This window comes from Ochrobactrum chromiisoli, assembly GCF_026241335.1.
Classification (GTDB): Bacteria; Pseudomonadota; Alphaproteobacteria; order Rhizobiales; family Rhizobiaceae; genus Brucella; species Brucella chromiisoli.
In genome coordinates this window covers 1-15397 of the sequence record NZ_JAPHAV010000007.1, presented here as the reverse complement: position 1 = coordinate 15397, position 15397 = coordinate 1, and the positions used below count along the sequence as shown (strand labels likewise).

The following is a 15397-nucleotide window of genomic DNA, read 5'->3' as shown; positions in this document are numbered from 1 at the left end:
CGGTGTCGGGCGATGTTCTTAAATAGAGAAGGGAGGGAGCGATATGTCTTTTTTGAAGCGTCTTTTCGGTGGTGGTTCTGCGGATGAAACTCCAGTGGCACCAAAAGAAGCCGGACGCCTTGAACACAAAGACTTCCTGATCGTTGCAACACCTTACAGCGAAGGTGGTCAGTATCAGGTTTGTGGCGTTATCTCGAAGACGATCAACGGGGAATTGAAAGAGCATCGCTTTGTGCGTGCTGATCGTTGTCCGGGGCTTGAGGATGCAGCCAGTATCTCGCTCAACAAAGGTCGACAGATTGTTGACGAGCAGGGCGAAGCGATTTTTCGCTGAGCTGCCTGCAAGAGAATCGAAAAAGCCGCCCACGAGAATGGGCGGCTTTTTTTATTGCATTGTGAGTGTGGCTGACAGATGCAACCGAAGGAGCGGGCAATCGGAAAGGGCGGCGATTTGCCCATGCCAATTTATGCAAAACCGCTACGCACTTTTGCTGCAAATGCTCTATATGCAGCCCTATGAATAAGAAACCTTTCTGGCAGACCAAATCTCTTGAGCAGCTTACCCGTAAGGAATGGGAAAGCCTGTGCGACGGTTGCGGACAGTGCTGCCTGCATAAGTTGCTGGATGACGACACTGACGAAGTCTACTGGACAACGGTGGCTTGCACGCTGCTGGACGCAGATAGCTGTAAGTGCAGCGACTATCCCAATCGCCGTGCCAGTGTGCCGGACTGCGTGTTTTTGACGTCAGAGATTGTTTATGAGGTCAACTGGTTGCCTGCGACCTGCGCCTATCGACTGGTTGCAGAAGGTGCCGATCTTTATTGGTGGCACCCGCTGGTTTCAGGATCACCGGATACGATTCATGAAGCAGGCGTCTCTGTTCGTGGCCGGGTGACAGCATTTGATCACGAGCTTGAGGACGAAGAGGAATATATCCAGCACATGGTCCCGCTCGATTGATTGGCTGATAGGCAGATTACTTGAGTTTACTGTTGGCGACTTGATCAGATTTTCAGTGTGAATATCCAGATAAAGTGCTGATTTAAAATGGTTTTATAAAATTACGCTACGGTCTTGATCTATCTGAATAGTATGTGAACACGCCCTTGGCTTTGCGTTCACATTCATTCGAATACTTATCGGATGTTCTGGGTGAGGATCGCCCAATGAAAGTTCGAAAGGATTTTAAGATGTCCGCACTGTCGCTCAAATCATTCATCGTCACTGCTGCAATCGGTCTCGCTGTCGTTTTCACCGCTGGTGCATCGGCAAATGCCGCATCGCCTGCATCCGCTCCTTCGGTCAGCACCGCGAAATATTCCTCAGGCATCAATATCGATTATCGTGGTCATCGTCATCAGGCCGGCCCGCATCATCGTGGCCCGGCTTGTTCTGTTGAGAGTGCCAAGATGAAGGCCCATCGCATGGGTATCCGCAACGCACGGGTTATTCATCGCGGTAAATCTGTTCAGGTTAGGGGTTTCCGTCACGGTCGTCCGACGGGTGTCGTCTTCGCAAATGTGCGCGGTTGCCCGATTATTCGATAGAGCGCGTTTCGGTTTTCTTAAATCAGAATTGTGAAAGCCAGCCCGATTGGATCGGGCTGGCTTTTGCTATTGTCGTTATTCCTTGATCTCGAAAACGACGTTAACCGAAACATTATAGCTATTCTCGCCCGCAGCAATAGGAACTGAATCCTGAGGCGCGGCGTTGGCCATCATCTTCATCTCACGCGCGATTGGCATTGGCATTGGAGAGCGGCTCTGCTCGCTGATCTCAAGGACACGACCAAGACCAACGCTTGCCGCATCAGCGAGCGTTTTTGCCTTTGCAATCGCATCAGCCACGGCGCGTTTGCGCGCTTCGTTGATTGTTGCTGACGGATTGTCATTCACGAAAGTCAAATCACCGCCCTGATTGACGCCGAGTGTGACCGATTCATCAAGGACATTGCCGACCTTGGACAAATCACGCACACGAACCGTCAGGCTGTTGGAGACACTATAGCCGCTGATCTTAGCCTCTTTCAGGCCATTCTTGTCATCAGGATAGATATAGCTCGGCTGAATATTGATGCCGCTCGTCTGAAGATCACGGTCTTCGACCCCTGCCTTTTTCATTGCATCGAGCACTTTGGCCATTGCTTCATTGTTGGCCGTCATTGCTTCGCGGGCAGTTTTCGCATCGCGCAAAACGGTGAGATTAAGAATGGCCATATCCGGGGCAGCCGTCATTTTGCCTTCGCCCGAGACGGAGATACGAGCTGGCTGTCTCGTCATCTGATTCTCCTGTGCTGCGGCTGGCAATGACAATGCGCCTGCAAGCATGATTGCCGAAAGTGAAGTGGCAAGAAAGGTAGTAGCGCGCTTATTCATAAAATCTCCTGTAGAGAATGTTGATGCAGCCGGTGTAAAGCAGTCTCCGTAAAGATCCATTTCTGCTTTGCCATTAGAGTGCTCAGCTTGACCGAAAGTTATTAATTCCTTTCGGAGTACGCTTTTCTTTATTTAAGTCCCCCCTAAAGGAAAATATTCCATTATTTGACGCGAAATGCAGAATAATTGCAACTAAACGCTTCAAATTTGATGTGTTTTTGTCCTGAGTTGCATGAATGGCAATCGAATATGTGCGTATTAGGGCAAATCGTATAATTGACAGCTTGTGTCCAGCGCTTCTTTGCGGTACGTGCAGAGTTGCGTGGGGCCTGTAGCTCAATTGGTTAGAGCCGGCGGCTCATAACCGCTTGGTTGGGGGTTCGAGTCCCTCCGGGCCCACCATTAACTCTATTTGTTGAATTAAAACAATAACTTATGGTTAGCCAGAAGTCGGTTAGCCAAAAGGTTAGCCATTTCGCTTTAACCGGACAATCTTATTCATACCATCAGTAGCTAGACGTGCCTGCTCTGCTTCGCGGGAATATAGTTCCGCATGCGCAATATCGTCGTGACCTAGTGTGTCCATAATCTGCCTTGTGGATGCGCCGCCTTCCGCCAGCATCTTTCCAAGGGTCTTTCTCAGACCGTGCAGCGTGTAGCCTTTTGGCAACTTCGCCGAATGCGTCCAGTCTGCCATTCTTCCAGTTAATGATTTAGGCGAGAACGGTTCGCCATAAGAAGTTACAAGCACCGTATCGCCTTTGCGCTCTGTCGCATCGAGAACTTCCGCCAGAATTGGCGTGATAGGCAGGAACAATTCTTTTCCTGTTTTCCCTTGCCGGATCGTGAAGCCGTCAATCTCTTTGGCTTCCCCGTCAACATTTACAATCTTGGTGCAGCGTTGATCCCACCTTAGACCGGCAACATCTCCCCTTCGGTTTCCAAGCCATAGTGCTAGTGAATAGACAAGGCGTGGCGTCGTGCCTACAGGCCAACGCTTTTCGAACTGTGCCATAGCGCCGTCTGTCCATGCTTTCCAGCCCACATATTCCGGTCGCCAGTTGAGTTTGTATGACGGATCAACGTCTATCCATTCCTCATCCATAGCGGCCGTAATCATTTTACGGATCGCCGTGAGGATATGTTTAGCCTTGTGTGGCGTTTCTGAATAATCAGATATTATCATTTTCAAATGACGGCGACGCATTTCATCAACTGGAATGCTGCGCCATGTCGTCGGGTCACCCTCGACAACCGCCTTATCTAAAAACAGATTTGCCAGCGTCTCGTTCTTGTCGCGGGTGGCAGGCTCATACCTTTTCCATTCCGCTGATTTGATAACTAGGTTCCATGCTGCACCAAATGTCTTAGGCAATGCGGCATTTGGGTGCTTAACAACCTTGCGCTTTGGTTGCGACAGTCCCGCCAATGCTGCCTCATATGCTTCTTCAAAGGTGCGCTCTCCGGTGTTCCCCCGCAAAGAGATAGTCTTCCCATCACGGCGAAACCGCCAGCGGGTTCTCCCGTGGCGGTCTGTAAAGCTTGTGAGATACGGACGCTTTTCATTTTCCATTGGGCTAACTAAGCGGCTTTGCCCTTTCTTGACAATAGGCTTTCAAGCAGATTGCCCGAAACGTCTGGTAGATCAGCAAAGCTTGCATCAAGCTTGTACCTGTCCCATACAATACGCCCATCAACACGCTTCCCTTGCGGCATCCGACCATCCTTGACCATCTCGTCAAATTTGGTTGTACCCACACCGATATAACGCGCTGCTTCTTCTCGGTTCAATCCTCTCGGTGGATAAGAAAACGGATCAGCTTTCGTCATCTTCTCTCCCCCTTTCTTGCAGTGCGGTGCGGTCTGCCGGAGATGGTGGCAAATGCTGCCAGTGTGTCGGAGCCTCGCTGCCTTCTAGGCGTAATGCTTGCGGCCATTGAGTGAACCAGTCTTCCTGAAACAAGGTCTCCTCGTCCAACTCGTCTATTTCTGATTGAGACAAAGGGAATGCGCTACAGCTTGTGAAGCTGGCAATGAACCAGCCGCAATCCTTTCGCCATGCCAAAATCTCGGTGCCGTCTTTGGGCGCGGTTGCTATCAGTTGCTCAGCCATGGTCACTCACCGACTTTCAGGGCTTGGCGACCGGCAGAACGAAGCATGTCAACAACTCCCTGTTTCCGTTTCTCGTTCTCGCGTTTCATTGCTTCAGCAACCTTTTCAAAGGTCGGTTCTGCCATGACGCGGCGTAAAATTTCCTTGTCGCTTTCTGGTGTCAGCTTCATTCACTCTGCTCCCCTAGTGCGGAGGCGGCGAGCATGGCAGTCCAAATATCTCTATTAAGGTACGATTTCGACTTGTAGAGAGCGGCTAGGCACATCCCCTCTGTCGGCTCCTGTAGAGCGGCGAAGAATGACTTACGCGCTGCCTCTGCATCGTCCAAGTACGGCACCTTATGCGACCACGGCAATTGCGACCACGGCGTGCGCCCTGCACCGTTACGGCTTTCATAAATAGCTTTCGCGGCGTTCGTGACTTCCTTACTCGCCATGGCTGGCCTCCTTTGCGCGCAAGAGGGCGATCAGAAGAGCGATGGCGCGAATATTAGATTGCCCGGCTCCGCGAATTCGATACACGGGCTCTGGGTAGCCATCATATTTCTCCCACACTAAATCCGATGACAAATCCGCGATGTGCCTCGGCTCTTTAGACCCACGAAAATCAGCATGAACATCGCTGGTTTCTATGTCGCATCCCGGAAACACTCTTTCAGCCAGTGCGAGCGCCGCATCCACAGAGGCGGTAAGTTTAGGAATTTGCGCACAGCAAGGGTCGCCATCAAGTTCATAAAGCAAATCGTCATCATCACCCCATTCAGGATCAGTTCTGACATTCAAAGCGCCTTCGGAGTTTTTGCCGCCGTATTGGAATAGGATGCAAATCTCCGCATCCACTTCCCTATCAGGCCCGTCCAGCTTGGATAGTCTGTCAATGAGGGTCACTGTTTCACTCTGCGCCACAGCACATTGCCGCTGGCGTCCTCGATTGAAATAACGTGGTTGTTGAGATTGCCGTGATCTTCCGGTCGGCATTTCTGGCTTGGTTGGATTGGATACCATCCGTCAACGGTGCGCATAATCCAAACGGTCGGTAAAAGCTTGGTCATGGCTTGGCCTCCAAGACGGCGCGGGCCTGATACATCGCCTTCCAAAGACCCTCGCGTTCTGGCTTGCCGTCATATGAGCCGCGCATCTCGCCGCCATACTGGTATCGGTAGTATTCTGATATTGCTTCGTGTGTCGCTTCCAACGCCTTCCTTGCAGCCGCGAGTTGGGCTTCGAGGGCTTCGGCGCGATTGTTGATTGCGTCAAGTTCATTGACTACATCGCCAATATCTCGCTCGCATCCAAGAATCTCAGCTAGATCGTCTAGGAAGCCTTCAAAGCCATTAACCCGCGCAGTCAGCGCCGCGTTGTTGGCTCTAGCTTGCTTCAAGTCATCTTGAGATTGCGCGAGACGTTGCTCTGCTGTTTTCCGTATCGAACGTTCCGCCGAAATTATGGCCTCTGCCTGCGAGCGGATGACTAGCTCGCGGCGGTTTTTGGGTTCTGAAATGACAGGCTTCAACAAGGTCCAGTTAGACGCTGTCACCTCATACTGTACAGCCACCGTCTCCAACCCTTCGACCGCCGCACCGCGGCGGGTGTAAAGACGATCATATTCAGCCCACGCTTCACAAGTTGGACAGCCTTCTGCATAATCTAGGCAACGCTCTCCAAGGTAATCAGTGATAGCATCTGCGATCAATTCATTCGCCATGGTTGCTGCCTCCTGTCGGGCGGGTGGCTGGTACATATTCTGGGAAAAAGTTCATTTTTGGGGTAGGATTTGTACCATGCTGTTTTTGCGTCATGACGAAATCACCCCACTGGCGGGCGATTGCAGCGGCGTGACCAGGCGTGAACTTTGATCGAGCCATGCGGCGTTCTTCCGGGTCCACTGTAGGGGCCATCTTGAAAACCTCGTCACGGGCTGTTGACCCATTGAGCGTTCCGGTTCTGCGAAGTGGTGGCAAACCGCCTTTGGTCCACCAGCATGTGGCCTTTTTCACGTTGTCTGGGCCGTTCTCGTCGGTGCCAAACCACCACGGCTGGACTGTCTGATTTGGCTTGCCGATCATCTGTTGAGCATAACCAAGCATGACGGGGTTTTCCCATGCTGCGAACCTCACAGGGCAAGTCTGCATGTGATTCCAGAAGGACCAAGCATCTCGGCCCATCTTAAGCCAGCGGTCTTCGTTTAAACCGCCATTCTTGCTCATGTTCAGGTAAAGGTGCTTTGCCCCAGAATTGGCCATGAATGTGCAAGTACGGTGGAAGATCGCCAAATCCCAGCCTTCGCCTTCGATCTCAGACCAATCGCCTTGATGATGCGGGCCTGGTGCGGAGGTCGGTGAAAAATCGCACGACATAGCGTTATGACCGAGCGCAAGGAAAGCATCACGGATTGTGCCGGAATACTCACCGCCGATTAATACGTTGAGCTCTCTCATTCCGACGCTCCCGGTGAGGCTGGGAGGGGATGCCAGTGGGTGAGACGAAGCACATTATCTGCGGCGTTCAGGTCTTCTGCATCGATTACGATACCATCTACCCTGTAGACTTCACCGAATTCATCGATAAAAGTGAGGTCTTCGGCATAGAATGCGCATGTTGTTGGCCTGTCATTCGCAGGCACAGTGATGACAACGCCTTCTTCTATCGTGTGCCAACGCTGAATTTCACCCGTATTCACAACAATGAAGGTTGTCCCATCCTTCGGCGCTGTCTCAATCGGCAACCAGCCATCCGCTACATGCTGAGAAGAAAGGGCACGAATGGCTATAGCGCTGATACGGTGTTCTTTAGCGAGCATTAGGCCAGTAACGTCAGTACCACCGATTTCAGCCTCATAACCTTCTGCTTCGCTTTCGTGCCATTTAGCCGCTTCCTCCAACACCTGCGCACGCGGGGATGGGGCCGAAACAGGAGCTGAATACACAGGGCTGATTTTCTGCCAACGTGGATTGTTCTTTTCAAACCCCCACTCGACTTGCTGAACTTCAACAACCTGCGTCAGGCCGGTTTCTTCATGCTGAAACAAATAGCCGATAGGCTCTTGCTTCACCCCTTGCAGGAATGGGGCAGCGGCTGTGAGGGCGGCGCGAACTGCTGTTTCTCCTACGCAATTCGGTGTGTCATAATACTCGTCTATGCGCTTGCTTGCCGCCTGTACTGCTTCATCTGGGATGGTCATGAAACCCTCCAAACACGGACAGTTCCGTCAATTTGAACACGAGAGGTGAACTTCCAGCCATTGCCGCGAGCGTATTGGCTCATCGCTACTTTCACCGATTTCTTGCGACCACCTGAGACTAGGAAACTGTCGCCAGGTAGCATTTCCGAAAACGGATAGCGGATGCGTTGTTCAGCGTCCTTAAAGCGGCCATCAATGGGGATGGGAATGCCTTTGTCGATTGATGGAATAATCATGCTCGCGACCTCGCAATCCCTGACTGCATGAGCCGGGACAATGGCAATGGGGGAAGGGCTTTTTTGTCGATGCGGCCGGGCTTTTCGAATTTCGGGAAGCCAGCGCTTTTGATCGTGCCTTTCGGGCGAACGACACCAGTGCTTTTATCGCTCTGACGTTTTGTCTTTGCCGCGCGTGGCGTGTCGAATCTGCTGGTTTTGAACCGATGGCAGCGAATGCAGGCCGATACACAGTTTTCTAAGCTGTTATCGCCGCCATTACTGGATGCAAGCTCATGATCAAACTCGACACCATTTGAAAGAGGCGCGAAGCACCGCTGACCATCATCAAGTCCATATAACGCGCCAACGGCCTCGCACCGCATCTGGGAGCGTTCAAGAGCTAGCCGCTTTGTCTTCTTGCTGAATTCAAGCCGCGCCATCACTGCCCCCAATCCAGAGAGCCTTTGCGGTAGGAAATACCGCGTTCAACTGCGATGATGGTGGCCATGACGCTGCGAAGTTCAGCTTCGAAATGGCTATGCCGCTTCTTCTGCTTCTTGGCCTTTGCTATTTCAGCCTTGAGCGATTCCGCCTTGCGATGAAGGCGAGGCAGCGGGTCCACGAAGCGTTCCCATAGGTTCCGGAACTTTGATGCAATGAATGAAATGATCATGACGCAGCCCTTTCATCGTCTGCAAACGTCACACCGTTCTGCGCACCCCATGCGTGGATAAGCTCAATGAGTTCACCCATTTCATCCTTTGAAAGATCGGATGATGATGTGCTGAGATTTACAAAGCCGGTGCCGTCGAGGTTTGGCACAAAGCGTAGTTCCTGTTGCTTGGCTCGCTTAAGACCGTCGAGAAAGATCAGCTTCCAGTCATCGCAAGCCAGCTTCACGCCATGGTATCGGGCTTGATCCGCTACCTCCGTGAGCATCGCCCACATTTTATCGTTCTGTGGAAGCGAACGCTTTGGGGCTTTGAACTCAACGCGGGTTCCCCACCGGAGATGCTTGCTACGCAGCCAGTTGATTGCCTTCTGGCGCACAAGGTCATTGCTGATTACGAGGGTCGCGCGGCTCATGCTGCCTCCGTAAAGGCTGGATATTCAGCGGCTAGATCAGCAATTGCCTCATCAACCTCTTTGAGGAACAGCGTCACATCGATTTCCAGCGCACGAATGTCAGCATCGACGCGGTGTAGACGCTTCACAAACAAGCGCATGTGTTCTGGAAAGCGAGGATCGAAGGAAACAAAGTCACACCACTGGCGACCAGTGCATGCCATCTGCCAATTCATCTGAGTGATGTATCGTGCCGGAATCGTGCTTGTGCGAAGCGTGTCCAAGTGGGTTGCGGAATTAGGACATTTGATTTCCAAAAGGCCATCATCATCGACAAGGCCATCAGGTGATGCCCCTGTCATAGCAATGTGCGGATGTGCCACAAAACCCACCTGCACAACGCGCGTGTTCTTTTCGAATTGATAGGCTGACCGTGCGTCAGGCTCGTTGTCCGTGCCCCACTGCATCGCAGAGGACGTGAAGGTTTCTTCTGCTTTTCCGGTAAGGCGCTCAAGAACGAGTTCCGCGAGATAGTTTTTGCGCGATGCTCCGTAGCCGGTCTTTGTCTTTGCGATTACGTCAGCAACTCGGGACGCGGTGACGCGTCCAAGCCGTGCAGCAAACCATTCAGCAGAGCCTTGAACAATGTCTGTCATTTTGCACCGCCGTTCGTCTTCTGCTGACGCTTCCACCAATTCTCAATGTCTCGAAAGCACTCATTGAACAGGTTGGACGGAAGGTCAGGGATTGCGTCGATCTTGTATTTTTCACAAACAAGATCGATCTGTGCGCCGGACTTTTCGATAAGCTCACGCAGCAAAACCACCTGCTCAGCTGTGATCGGGCCCGACTGTTCCGGCACCTTATTGCCGTCTTTGTCGTCGCCTGTGCTGATGTTGAACAGCATGCAAAGCAGATATCGACGGCCATATGTGGCGGTGCTGCCAAACGCCTGCGTTCCAGTCTTGTTGACCTTGCCCTGTGCGCCAGCGCCATCGACTGGAATTTCACCTACACCGTTTCTGGAATGGCCTTCTTCGTGAGAGATTTCCCAAAGGATTCGTAGCTCGCCCTTATCGTTATAGCCGTCTGGCTGGAACGAAACTGCAAAGCCGTGTGCGTGAATGATCGGCATTGCCTGATCTTCGATTGCTGCAAGGTCCGCATATGTAGAATTGGTGTGGCTGTTCTTGCGCGTCTTTGTGACGACTGGCAATTCAGCCTGGCACTTAGACATTGCCGCGAAATATGCCTTCTTGGCCTGCCGTTCCTCGTCTTCGCGGGCGCGGTCTTCCATACGCTCCTTCATATCGAGCATCTTTTCCAGACGGTCGAGAGGGATCGTCGGGTCCATGGCGATACGTTCGATCATGGAAATCATTGGAGCATCGCCGCCACGATAAACGGGCGCATTGCTCTCCTGCTTAATATCAAGTGCTTGAGCGGCCATGATTAAAACCTCAATGTTACGTTGGGGATTTCGCCAGCGATAACCGCGAGAACGATCTTCTTGGCTGTTTCTTCGTCCGCGCCGTGAACCATCAATGCCTCTTTTGCAGACTTCATGATTTTGGAGCGGTGAGCTTTATCGGCATCGCGTGCGGCCTGTTCGTCGGCAATGCGCTTTTCTTCGGCGGCACGTTCTTTCTCGGCCTGTTCGGCTTGCTGCTTTACCGCGAGGGCTTCCGCCTCTGCCTTGGCAACAGCATCAGCCTTTTCACGTTCCGCCTGAGCTATTGCCTCTTGAGCCTTTTTCTCGGCTTCGAGGCGAGCAGCTTCAACCGCACGCTTTTCGCGTTCGGCGGCTTCCTTCTGAGCGCGATCTGCTGCTTCTGCTTCACGCTTTACAGCTTGCTCGTATTCAGCTTTTGCAATTGCTTCGCGCTCTGCCTTCTCTTTGGCTAAGCGTTCCTGTTCGACACGTTCAGCCTCGATCCGGTCGCGTTCCAGCTTTTCGGCGCGAAGCTGTTCAAGTTCGAGCCGTTCAGCTTCTGCTTTCTGGTGAGCATCGAAAGAGATTTTCAGCTTTGCGAGCGCATCCGATTTTGCGGCTTCTGCCTGTTCTTTGAACTCACCGAAGCTGTCATCAATGATGATCTTTTCTTCGAGTTCACGGAAAAGAATGCCGAAGGGCTGCGGCTCGCCGCCGATCATGCCTTTGCCACACGCATCGATATGCGCGAGCGTTGACTTGATATTCTCAATGCGGGCTTCTTCGGCAGCTTCCCATTCGGTCAGCGGCTTCCGAACAGTATCAGCCAGCGTGTCTAGTTCTTCACGGATCTTACGGCGCTGTGCATCTACAGCATTGATCTTGGCGCGAGCGTCTTCATTCAGCTTTTTGCCAGCGGCATCGATAGCCGTCTTGGTGCGTGTCACCTTATAGGCGAGGGCCGCAATTTCCTTGCGGCTTGAAACGGTCGAGAGGTCTGGCTTGAAAGCGTCTGTCTCGGCTTTGATCTGCTCGTAGAACTGAGAATAGACCTTCTCATCAACGAGAACCGAAACAGGGTTAGCCGATACATAACCGACGATGTCTGTTCCGGTTTCTGTCTGCGTCTGGGCGTTCATGCTGCGACCTCACGATATTCGATGGCCTCAAGTGGGCGGATTTCGTTGAAGATGATGCGAAGCTGGTCGCGGAGTTCCCTTGGAAGATCGCGCTTCATCAGCTGTTCAAGCGCTTCCATCTTTTCATCATTCGTGGTTTCGAGGCTTGTTGCCGTCTGAAACCACTTCACGCCTTCCATGGTGAGATGGTCAGACATCTGTTTCACTCCGAGCGATTTCCGCCATTGTTTCGGCATGGCAGAGCATGAGAAATGTTGCTGCTGTTGCAGCTATGGCGAGGATGAAAAGGATTGTTACGAAGGCGCAGAGGGTCATGATTCCCCTCCAGTCTTTGCCAAGACTTCCTGCTTCAGGCCCCAGCGGTAGCGATAAGGGGATCCATTGCCTCGCCCTGTATCTGTGCAAGTGACAACACCCTGCTTTTCCAGACGACGCAGCGATGCGTAAACATCCTTCGTCCTGACGAGGCAGATGCGGTCAAGGTCAAGGTGATTGCGGATGACGTAGGCGTATCGAACGGCCTTCATATCCTGCAGAGCGGTGAAGACATGAGCATCCAGTTCAGAACGTGACGGATTTTGGCTGACGTACGTTCTCATTTCGCACCGCCTTCGCGGGCTGCGATCATAGCGTCGGCAACTTCGTAAGCGGCTCTCGCGATGATCTCTTCGCGAGTGATACCTATACGATCGCCAAACCAGGCCTTGAGTTGCCACTCTGAATAGGTCTCCCTGATGAGACCTGATGACATCGACTTCGCAGCGAAGTAATCGCGGAGCGTCATGCCGACGCTTGGCTCAATGCCGTTATTGTCTCCGCCTTCGAACGGGAACGCTGGACCGCCTGTTTTAATCTCAGCCATCACAGAAACTCCTCAAGCATTCCTGCGAAGCGCTTCATGCTTGGTGCACGGCTTGCAGTGTAATGAGCGCCTTCAACGGTCGAGTTCAGACGATTGGCGTAGTAGCGAGCGTTAAGCTCGAAATAGGCGCAATCCTCGTCTCCACGTTCCTTCTTGATGGCGAGAACGTCACGCAAAAAGCGCGGCTTGTTTACCGTCTGCGCAATGCCTGCAAAGGCTCTCGCAAGGCCGTTTCCGGTGATCTGTAGTGAGGGGTTCATGTTTGGCTCCCAACTCGTTCGTTGAGATCAATGTAGCGGTAATCGCTACAAACTGTCAACAAGAAAGTAGCGATTATCGCAACAAAAAATTTAATGCCTAATAAACGTCTGGAATCAACGCACAAAAAAGCCCCGCTTTCGCGAGGCTTCGGTATAATTGCTCTACCGGTGTTAGATTATTAAGTCTACGCTGTGTCGCTTATATAAAGTTTTTCGATAACGCCATCTCTTATAGCCGCCTTGGCCCGAACAGAGATAAAGTTATCCGCAGCGAATGCGGTTACGTAAACATTGTTCGTACTGTTTATCACAGGGTCGGTGATTGCGGCGACTACCCGCGCATCAGGATCATCTTCAAATGACACTTTGCAAGTGTCGTGATCTTTGTTCATTTCGTGCAGCTTAATTTTGAATACGGTTTCTTCGGTGTATTCTGGTGGGTCTTTTGCTTCTATAGCGTCACGCTCAGCAATTCCGATTATTCTCGCTTTTTGGACGGTCGAGTTAGAAGTAACAGAAACAGTAGACGCGGATTTCCCTATCGGTGAAAGAGCCTGCTTTGCGGCTGGCTTTAAAGAATCTGCCATATTATCAATTGTAGTTAGCAGGCGATCGACAACAGCCTGGTCTCGGTTACCAAGCTCCCTAATGGCGGTTTCCAAAGCTCCTCGAAGCTCTTTCATTTCAGCCTTGTCTTTCGCTAGTCGTTTAAAAATGTAGGATACCAGAGTAACGGTTAACCCGCCAACAACAGTTGAGGCTAGTGCGTTTTGGCTCACCCATGCGATGACGATTGGTATCTCAAAGCAAGCTGCTTTCGGCGCTGATGCTAAGAGTTTAACATCCATCGCATCTTTATGTTTCACAAATTTTTCTGTTGCAGCGAAATTGGCCGCTACAGATATAATGCGTGAGAACCCCTTAATTGATTCCGCGAGGGATGATAACTCCAGCTCGTGACGTTTAGCGTCCATCCCATCGTAACGAATTATCAATGGCTCTTCAAACGCGCCCACGTTTTTCTCTTCCCCCACACTATTCCCCTTATAATGCCTTCAATTTCTCGAAATCTTCCGGCGATAGCGCCGCTTTCAGTACCGTATCAACCTCATCCAGATAGCTTTCCCACATCGGACGGCCTTCAAACTTTGTGTCTTCTGGCACACCGTCCCGCTTGCACAATGCTCGTGCAGCTCTTTCTCGGGGTGACTTCTGGCGGTTCATAGTATCCTCACATGTCGATCAATGACCGCTTCACCCGACCTATAATAGTAGGTTCATGGTCAGGGAAAATTGGTTCATGTTCTGGATTTGTTGAAACTGGTTCAAACCTGATCGGGTCAGGCCTGTATCGTTTGTACGTGGTGCCGCCATCTTCATCCGCTATGACGTAACACGCATTCGCTACGAGCCTTTTATCTCTCCGGTTGATGATGATGATGGAATTAGGAGGCGAGATACGATCCATTGAATCGCCTGTCACCTTGAGAGCTATCCAGTCTCCAGGGCCGATATCTCCAACTGTCAATGTTGAGATAATGTCATCGCGGAAATCTTCTGACATCAACGCACCGGCGCTCACTGTTGTGATGAGCGGAACCTGATGAGTATCGGAATTTTCTGTATAGAGAGGGAAGCCGGTCACCTCAGCTATGGCTAATGCTTCATCAGCAGTTACATCGCGAAAACTTGCCATCTTATTGACCATTGATCGGTCGTCAGCAGAAATAGCTTTCCTCTCGAAAAGGCGACGTGCAAGCTCCGCCTGCGAAATGTTCGCATGTTCAAGCGCATCCCGCACCCACTGGTTGATCGGCGCGGCTGGTGGAGATGAGTATTTTGCTTTTCTTGCCATGTTGCCATTATAGCTACGAGCGGAATCTGCGTCTGTCGCGTTAATCGCTACAAAAGTTCTTGCAAGTGTTGCGATTATCGCTACAATGCATAATATGGAACCAGCAGCTCACATCATTAAAGAACTAGGTGGATCATCTGTCGTTTCGGCTATCGTCGGAGTGCACAGAACCCGTGTGTCAAATTGGAAGCGCCCAAAAGAGAAGGGCGGGACCGGTGGCATTATACCGTTCAAACATGTTCCAGCGCTGCTGGATGCGGCAAGAACAAAGGGTCTTGACCTTTCTGCAGATGATTTCCTGCCGGTAATTTCAGCGGCCAAGCGCTCCCGTGCGAGGGCAAGCGCATGAGCCTCAGCAAGCGCATACGTGGCTGGTGGTGGCAATACCGTATCCGCCGCATCCTCCAAAAATCCAAATAAAACCCCGGCCATGCATACCGTGTTTGGTTGCGCCGTCGATCCATTCTCTAAACCAAGGATAATGCAATGAGTGATGACATTACATCGGAAGCCCAGACAATTGCTGTCGGCCAATTGCGCGCCTTCATAGAGCGGATTGAGCGCCTCGAAGAAGAAAAGAAGACAATCGGCGACGACATCAAGGAAGTTTATGCGGAACTGAAAGGCTCTGGCTTCGATAGCAAAGCTGTCCGCACCATCATCCGCCTTCGCAAGAAGGAAGACCACGAGCGGCAGGAAGAAGAAGCGATGCTTCAAATGTACTGCGATGCTCTGGGAATGGCCTGACCCATGAGCGCGACCGTATATCCCACACAAGACGGTAATTTCATTGCGACTTGCCAGATCACCGGCAAAGGCGCGAGCGGTCGCACTCGTCATCATGCTTTATCAAATCTCCTTTCGTCCAAATGGGCGACAGTAATGGACCGCGCCA

Annotated in this window: 30 protein-coding genes and 1 tRNA gene; 5 read left to right on the top strand and 26 right to left on the bottom strand. The window is 51.7% G+C overall.

What is annotated here, in order from left to right:
- The first annotated feature begins 43 nt into the window (after window positions 1-43).
- The 3 genes from OPR82_RS14085 (at window position 44) to OPR82_RS14075 (ending at window position 1550) form a co-directional block, all read left to right on the top strand.
- Window positions 44-334, top strand: coding sequence for an HlyU family transcriptional regulator (locus OPR82_RS14085; RefSeq protein ID WP_265985516.1), 291 nt, complete (start codon window positions 44-46; stop codon window positions 332-334).
- Window positions 335-516: 182 nt separating this feature from the next.
- Window positions 517-963, top strand: a complete 447-nt coding sequence (locus tag OPR82_RS14080; RefSeq protein ID WP_265985515.1) for a YcgN family cysteine cluster protein — start codon at window positions 517-519, stop codon at window positions 961-963.
- 230 nt (window positions 964-1193) lie between these two features.
- Window positions 1194-1550: an antifreeze protein gene (locus tag OPR82_RS14075; RefSeq protein ID WP_265985697.1), complete on the top strand. Its 357-nt coding sequence runs from the start codon at window positions 1194-1196 to the stop codon at window positions 1548-1550.
- Window positions 1551-1625: 75 nt separating this feature from the next.
- Here the strand turns inward: OPR82_RS14075 and OPR82_RS14070 are convergent, their stop codons facing one another.
- Entirely contained in the window at window positions 1626-2378 is a 753-nt protein-coding gene (locus tag OPR82_RS14070; protein ID WP_265985514.1) for an SIMPL domain-containing protein, read from the bottom strand.
- Between the two features lie 325 nt (window positions 2379-2703).
- Between OPR82_RS14070 and OPR82_RS14065 the strand changes: the two genes are divergently transcribed.
- Window positions 2704-2780: transfer RNA gene (locus tag OPR82_RS14065), tRNA-Ile, on the top strand.
- A gap of 64 nt (window positions 2781-2844) precedes the next feature.
- On the opposite strand, the gene OPR82_RS14060 is transcribed toward OPR82_RS14065, so the two are convergent.
- The 25 genes from OPR82_RS14060 to OPR82_RS13940 all read right to left on the bottom strand — a co-directional run bounded on the left by OPR82_RS14060 (window position 2845) and on the right by OPR82_RS13940 (window position 14502).
- Complete coding sequence (locus tag OPR82_RS14060) at window positions 2845-3393, bottom strand: tyrosine-type recombinase/integrase (RefSeq protein ID WP_265985696.1); 549 nt, start codon at window positions 3391-3393, stop codon at window positions 2845-2847.
- A gap of 566 nt (window positions 3394-3959) precedes the next feature.
- Entirely contained in the window at window positions 3960-4208 is a 249-nt protein-coding gene (locus OPR82_RS14055; RefSeq protein WP_265985513.1) for a hypothetical protein, read from the bottom strand.
- Window positions 4195-4491, bottom strand: coding sequence for a hypothetical protein (locus OPR82_RS14050; RefSeq protein ID WP_265985512.1), 297 nt, complete (start codon window positions 4489-4491; stop codon window positions 4195-4197). The genes OPR82_RS14055 and OPR82_RS14050 overlap by 14 nt, the downstream gene beginning before the upstream one ends.
- Window positions 4492-4493: 2 nt before the next feature.
- Complete coding sequence (locus OPR82_RS14045; protein ID WP_265985511.1) at window positions 4494-4661, bottom strand: hypothetical protein; 168 nt, start codon at window positions 4659-4661, stop codon at window positions 4494-4496.
- Window positions 4658-4927, bottom strand: a complete 270-nt coding sequence (locus tag OPR82_RS14040) for an HMG-box domain-containing protein (RefSeq protein ID WP_265985510.1) — start codon at window positions 4925-4927, stop codon at window positions 4658-4660. The genes OPR82_RS14045 and OPR82_RS14040 overlap by 4 nt, the downstream gene beginning before the upstream one ends.
- Window positions 4917-5378: a hypothetical protein gene (locus OPR82_RS14035; RefSeq protein ID WP_265985509.1), complete on the bottom strand. Its 462-nt coding sequence runs from the start codon at window positions 5376-5378 to the stop codon at window positions 4917-4919. Before OPR82_RS14035 ends, OPR82_RS14040 begins: the two co-directional genes overlap by 11 nt.
- On the bottom strand, window positions 5375-5542 hold the full coding sequence (locus OPR82_RS14030) for a hypothetical protein (protein ID WP_265985508.1): 168 nt from the start codon (window positions 5540-5542) through the stop codon (window positions 5375-5377). Before OPR82_RS14030 ends, OPR82_RS14035 begins: the two co-directional genes overlap by 4 nt.
- Window positions 5539-6195, bottom strand: a complete 657-nt coding sequence (locus OPR82_RS14025; RefSeq protein WP_265985507.1) for a hypothetical protein — start codon at window positions 6193-6195, stop codon at window positions 5539-5541. The genes OPR82_RS14030 and OPR82_RS14025 overlap by 4 nt, the downstream gene beginning before the upstream one ends.
- Entirely contained in the window at window positions 6185-6928 is a 744-nt protein-coding gene (locus OPR82_RS14020; protein ID WP_265985506.1) for a hypothetical protein, read from the bottom strand. The genes OPR82_RS14025 and OPR82_RS14020 overlap by 11 nt, the downstream gene beginning before the upstream one ends.
- Window positions 6925-7671, bottom strand: coding sequence for a hypothetical protein (locus OPR82_RS14015; protein ID WP_265985505.1), 747 nt, complete (start codon window positions 7669-7671; stop codon window positions 6925-6927). The genes OPR82_RS14020 and OPR82_RS14015 overlap by 4 nt, the downstream gene beginning before the upstream one ends.
- Complete coding sequence (locus OPR82_RS14010) at window positions 7668-7907, bottom strand: hypothetical protein (protein WP_265985504.1); 240 nt, start codon at window positions 7905-7907, stop codon at window positions 7668-7670. The genes OPR82_RS14015 and OPR82_RS14010 overlap by 4 nt, the downstream gene beginning before the upstream one ends.
- Window positions 7904-8329 (bottom strand): HNH endonuclease, encoded by a 426-nt coding sequence (locus tag OPR82_RS14005; RefSeq protein ID WP_265985503.1) that lies wholly within the window; start codon window positions 8327-8329, stop codon window positions 7904-7906. Before OPR82_RS14005 ends, OPR82_RS14010 begins: the two co-directional genes overlap by 4 nt.
- Complete coding sequence (locus OPR82_RS14000; protein ID WP_265985502.1) at window positions 8329-8562, bottom strand: hypothetical protein; 234 nt, start codon at window positions 8560-8562, stop codon at window positions 8329-8331. The genes OPR82_RS14005 and OPR82_RS14000 overlap by 1 nt, the downstream gene beginning before the upstream one ends.
- Window positions 8559-8975, bottom strand: coding sequence for a recombination protein NinB (locus tag OPR82_RS13995; RefSeq protein ID WP_265985501.1), 417 nt, complete (start codon window positions 8973-8975; stop codon window positions 8559-8561). The genes OPR82_RS14000 and OPR82_RS13995 overlap by 4 nt, the downstream gene beginning before the upstream one ends.
- The gene (locus OPR82_RS13990) at window positions 8972-9610 is read right to left on the bottom strand and encodes a lambda exonuclease family protein (protein WP_265985500.1); all 639 of its coding nucleotides are present in this window, start codon (window positions 9608-9610) and stop codon (window positions 8972-8974) included. Before OPR82_RS13990 ends, OPR82_RS13995 begins: the two co-directional genes overlap by 4 nt.
- The gene (locus tag OPR82_RS13985) at window positions 9607-10404 is read right to left on the bottom strand and encodes an ERF family protein (protein ID WP_265985499.1); all 798 of its coding nucleotides are present in this window, start codon (window positions 10402-10404) and stop codon (window positions 9607-9609) included. Before OPR82_RS13985 ends, OPR82_RS13990 begins: the two co-directional genes overlap by 4 nt.
- 2 nt (window positions 10405-10406) lie before the next feature.
- A complete protein-coding gene (locus tag OPR82_RS13980; protein ID WP_265985498.1) occupies window positions 10407-11525 on the bottom strand; it encodes a hypothetical protein in 1119 nt (372 codons plus the stop codon).
- The gene (locus OPR82_RS13975) at window positions 11522-11722 is read right to left on the bottom strand and encodes a hypothetical protein (protein WP_265985497.1); all 201 of its coding nucleotides are present in this window, start codon (window positions 11720-11722) and stop codon (window positions 11522-11524) included. The genes OPR82_RS13980 and OPR82_RS13975 overlap by 4 nt, the downstream gene beginning before the upstream one ends.
- On the bottom strand, window positions 11715-11840 hold the full coding sequence (locus OPR82_RS13970; RefSeq protein ID WP_265985496.1) for a hypothetical protein: 126 nt from the start codon (window positions 11838-11840) through the stop codon (window positions 11715-11717). The genes OPR82_RS13975 and OPR82_RS13970 overlap by 8 nt, the downstream gene beginning before the upstream one ends.
- Window positions 11837-12124: a hypothetical protein gene (locus tag OPR82_RS13965; protein WP_265985495.1), complete on the bottom strand. Its 288-nt coding sequence runs from the start codon at window positions 12122-12124 to the stop codon at window positions 11837-11839. Before OPR82_RS13965 ends, OPR82_RS13970 begins: the two co-directional genes overlap by 4 nt.
- Entirely contained in the window at window positions 12121-12387 is a 267-nt protein-coding gene (locus OPR82_RS13960; protein ID WP_265985494.1) for a hypothetical protein, read from the bottom strand. The genes OPR82_RS13965 and OPR82_RS13960 overlap by 4 nt, the downstream gene beginning before the upstream one ends.
- Window positions 12387-12647: a hypothetical protein gene (locus OPR82_RS13955; RefSeq protein ID WP_265985493.1), complete on the bottom strand. Its 261-nt coding sequence runs from the start codon at window positions 12645-12647 to the stop codon at window positions 12387-12389. Before OPR82_RS13955 ends, OPR82_RS13960 begins: the two co-directional genes overlap by 1 nt.
- 185 nt (window positions 12648-12832) lie before the next feature.
- A complete protein-coding gene (locus OPR82_RS13950; RefSeq protein ID WP_265985492.1) occupies window positions 12833-13681 on the bottom strand; it encodes a DUF7946 domain-containing protein in 849 nt (282 codons plus the stop codon).
- Window positions 13682-13691: 10 nt separating this feature from the next.
- Window positions 13692-13871 (bottom strand): hypothetical protein, encoded by a 180-nt coding sequence (locus OPR82_RS13945; protein WP_265985491.1) that lies wholly within the window; start codon window positions 13869-13871, stop codon window positions 13692-13694.
- Between the two features lie 7 nt (window positions 13872-13878).
- The gene (locus tag OPR82_RS13940) at window positions 13879-14502 is read right to left on the bottom strand and encodes a LexA family protein (RefSeq protein WP_265985490.1); all 624 of its coding nucleotides are present in this window, start codon (window positions 14500-14502) and stop codon (window positions 13879-13881) included.
- Window positions 14503-14988: 486 nt separating this feature from the next.
- Here OPR82_RS13940 and OPR82_RS13935 point away from each other — a divergent pair, with 486 nt between their 5' ends.
- Window positions 14989-15249: a DUF2312 domain-containing protein gene (locus OPR82_RS13935; protein WP_113486820.1), complete on the top strand. Its 261-nt coding sequence runs from the start codon at window positions 14989-14991 to the stop codon at window positions 15247-15249.
- Window positions 15250-15397 lie beyond the last annotated feature (148 nt).

Excerpts from the sequence above, each read along its gene's own strand:
- OPR82_RS14085 (WP_265985516.1), top strand. The coding sequence starts at position 44 with ATGTCTTTTTTGAAGCGTCTTTTCGGTGGTGGTTCTGCGGATGAAACT.
- OPR82_RS14080 (WP_265985515.1), top strand. The coding sequence starts at position 517 with ATGAATAAGAAACCTTTCTGGCAGACCAAATCTCTTGAGCAGCTTACC.
- OPR82_RS14075 (WP_265985697.1), top strand. The coding sequence starts at position 1,194 with ATGTCCGCACTGTCGCTCAAATCATTCATCGTCACTGCTGCAATCGGT.
- OPR82_RS14070 (WP_265985514.1), bottom strand. The coding sequence starts at position 2,378 with ATGAATAAGCGCGCTACTACCTTTCTTGCCACTTCACTTTCGGCAATC.
- OPR82_RS14060 (WP_265985696.1), bottom strand. The coding sequence starts at position 3,393 with ATGGCACAGTTCGAAAAGCGTTGGCCTGTAGGCACGACGCCACGCCTT.
- OPR82_RS14055 (WP_265985513.1), bottom strand. The coding sequence starts at position 4,208 with ATGACGAAAGCTGATCCGTTTTCTTATCCACCGAGAGGATTGAACCGA.
- OPR82_RS14050 (WP_265985512.1), bottom strand. The coding sequence starts at position 4,491 with ATGGCTGAGCAACTGATAGCAACCGCGCCCAAAGACGGCACCGAGATT.
- OPR82_RS14045 (WP_265985511.1), bottom strand. The coding sequence starts at position 4,661 with ATGAAGCTGACACCAGAAAGCGACAAGGAAATTTTACGCCGCGTCATG.
- OPR82_RS14040 (WP_265985510.1), bottom strand. The coding sequence starts at position 4,927 with ATGGCGAGTAAGGAAGTCACGAACGCCGCGAAAGCTATTTATGAAAGC.
- OPR82_RS14030 (WP_265985508.1), bottom strand. The coding sequence starts at position 5,542 with ATGACCAAGCTTTTACCGACCGTTTGGATTATGCGCACCGTTGACGGA.
- OPR82_RS14025 (WP_265985507.1), bottom strand. The coding sequence starts at position 6,195 with ATGGCGAATGAATTGATCGCAGATGCTATCACTGATTACCTTGGAGAG.
- OPR82_RS14020 (WP_265985506.1), bottom strand. The coding sequence starts at position 6,928 with ATGAGAGAGCTCAACGTATTAATCGGCGGTGAGTATTCCGGCACAATC.
- OPR82_RS14015 (WP_265985505.1), bottom strand. The coding sequence starts at position 7,671 with ATGACCATCCCAGATGAAGCAGTACAGGCGGCAAGCAAGCGCATAGAC.
- OPR82_RS14010 (WP_265985504.1), bottom strand. The coding sequence starts at position 7,907 with ATGATTATTCCATCAATCGACAAAGGCATTCCCATCCCCATTGATGGC.
- OPR82_RS14005 (WP_265985503.1), bottom strand. The coding sequence starts at position 8,329 with ATGGCGCGGCTTGAATTCAGCAAGAAGACAAAGCGGCTAGCTCTTGAA.
- OPR82_RS14000 (WP_265985502.1), bottom strand. The coding sequence starts at position 8,562 with ATGATCATTTCATTCATTGCATCAAAGTTCCGGAACCTATGGGAACGC.
- OPR82_RS13995 (WP_265985501.1), bottom strand. The coding sequence starts at position 8,975 with ATGAGCCGCGCGACCCTCGTAATCAGCAATGACCTTGTGCGCCAGAAG.
- OPR82_RS13990 (WP_265985500.1), bottom strand. The coding sequence starts at position 9,610 with ATGACAGACATTGTTCAAGGCTCTGCTGAATGGTTTGCTGCACGGCTT.
- OPR82_RS13985 (WP_265985499.1), bottom strand. The coding sequence starts at position 10,404 with ATGGCCGCTCAAGCACTTGATATTAAGCAGGAGAGCAATGCGCCCGTT.
- OPR82_RS13980 (WP_265985498.1), bottom strand. The coding sequence starts at position 11,525 with ATGAACGCCCAGACGCAGACAGAAACCGGAACAGACATCGTCGGTTAT.
- OPR82_RS13975 (WP_265985497.1), bottom strand. The coding sequence starts at position 11,722 with ATGTCTGACCATCTCACCATGGAAGGCGTGAAGTGGTTTCAGACGGCA.
- OPR82_RS13970 (WP_265985496.1), bottom strand. The coding sequence starts at position 11,840 with ATGACCCTCTGCGCCTTCGTAACAATCCTTTTCATCCTCGCCATAGCT.
- OPR82_RS13965 (WP_265985495.1), bottom strand. The coding sequence starts at position 12,124 with ATGAGAACGTACGTCAGCCAAAATCCGTCACGTTCTGAACTGGATGCT.
- OPR82_RS13960 (WP_265985494.1), bottom strand. The coding sequence starts at position 12,387 with ATGGCTGAGATTAAAACAGGCGGTCCAGCGTTCCCGTTCGAAGGCGGA.
- OPR82_RS13955 (WP_265985493.1), bottom strand. The coding sequence starts at position 12,647 with ATGAACCCCTCACTACAGATCACCGGAAACGGCCTTGCGAGAGCCTTT.
- OPR82_RS13945 (WP_265985491.1), bottom strand. The coding sequence starts at position 13,871 with ATGAACCGCCAGAAGTCACCCCGAGAAAGAGCTGCACGAGCATTGTGC.
- OPR82_RS13940 (WP_265985490.1), bottom strand. The coding sequence starts at position 14,502 with ATGGCAAGAAAAGCAAAATACTCATCTCCACCAGCCGCGCCGATCAAC.
- OPR82_RS13935 (WP_113486820.1), top strand. The coding sequence starts at position 14,989 with ATGAGTGATGACATTACATCGGAAGCCCAGACAATTGCTGTCGGCCAA.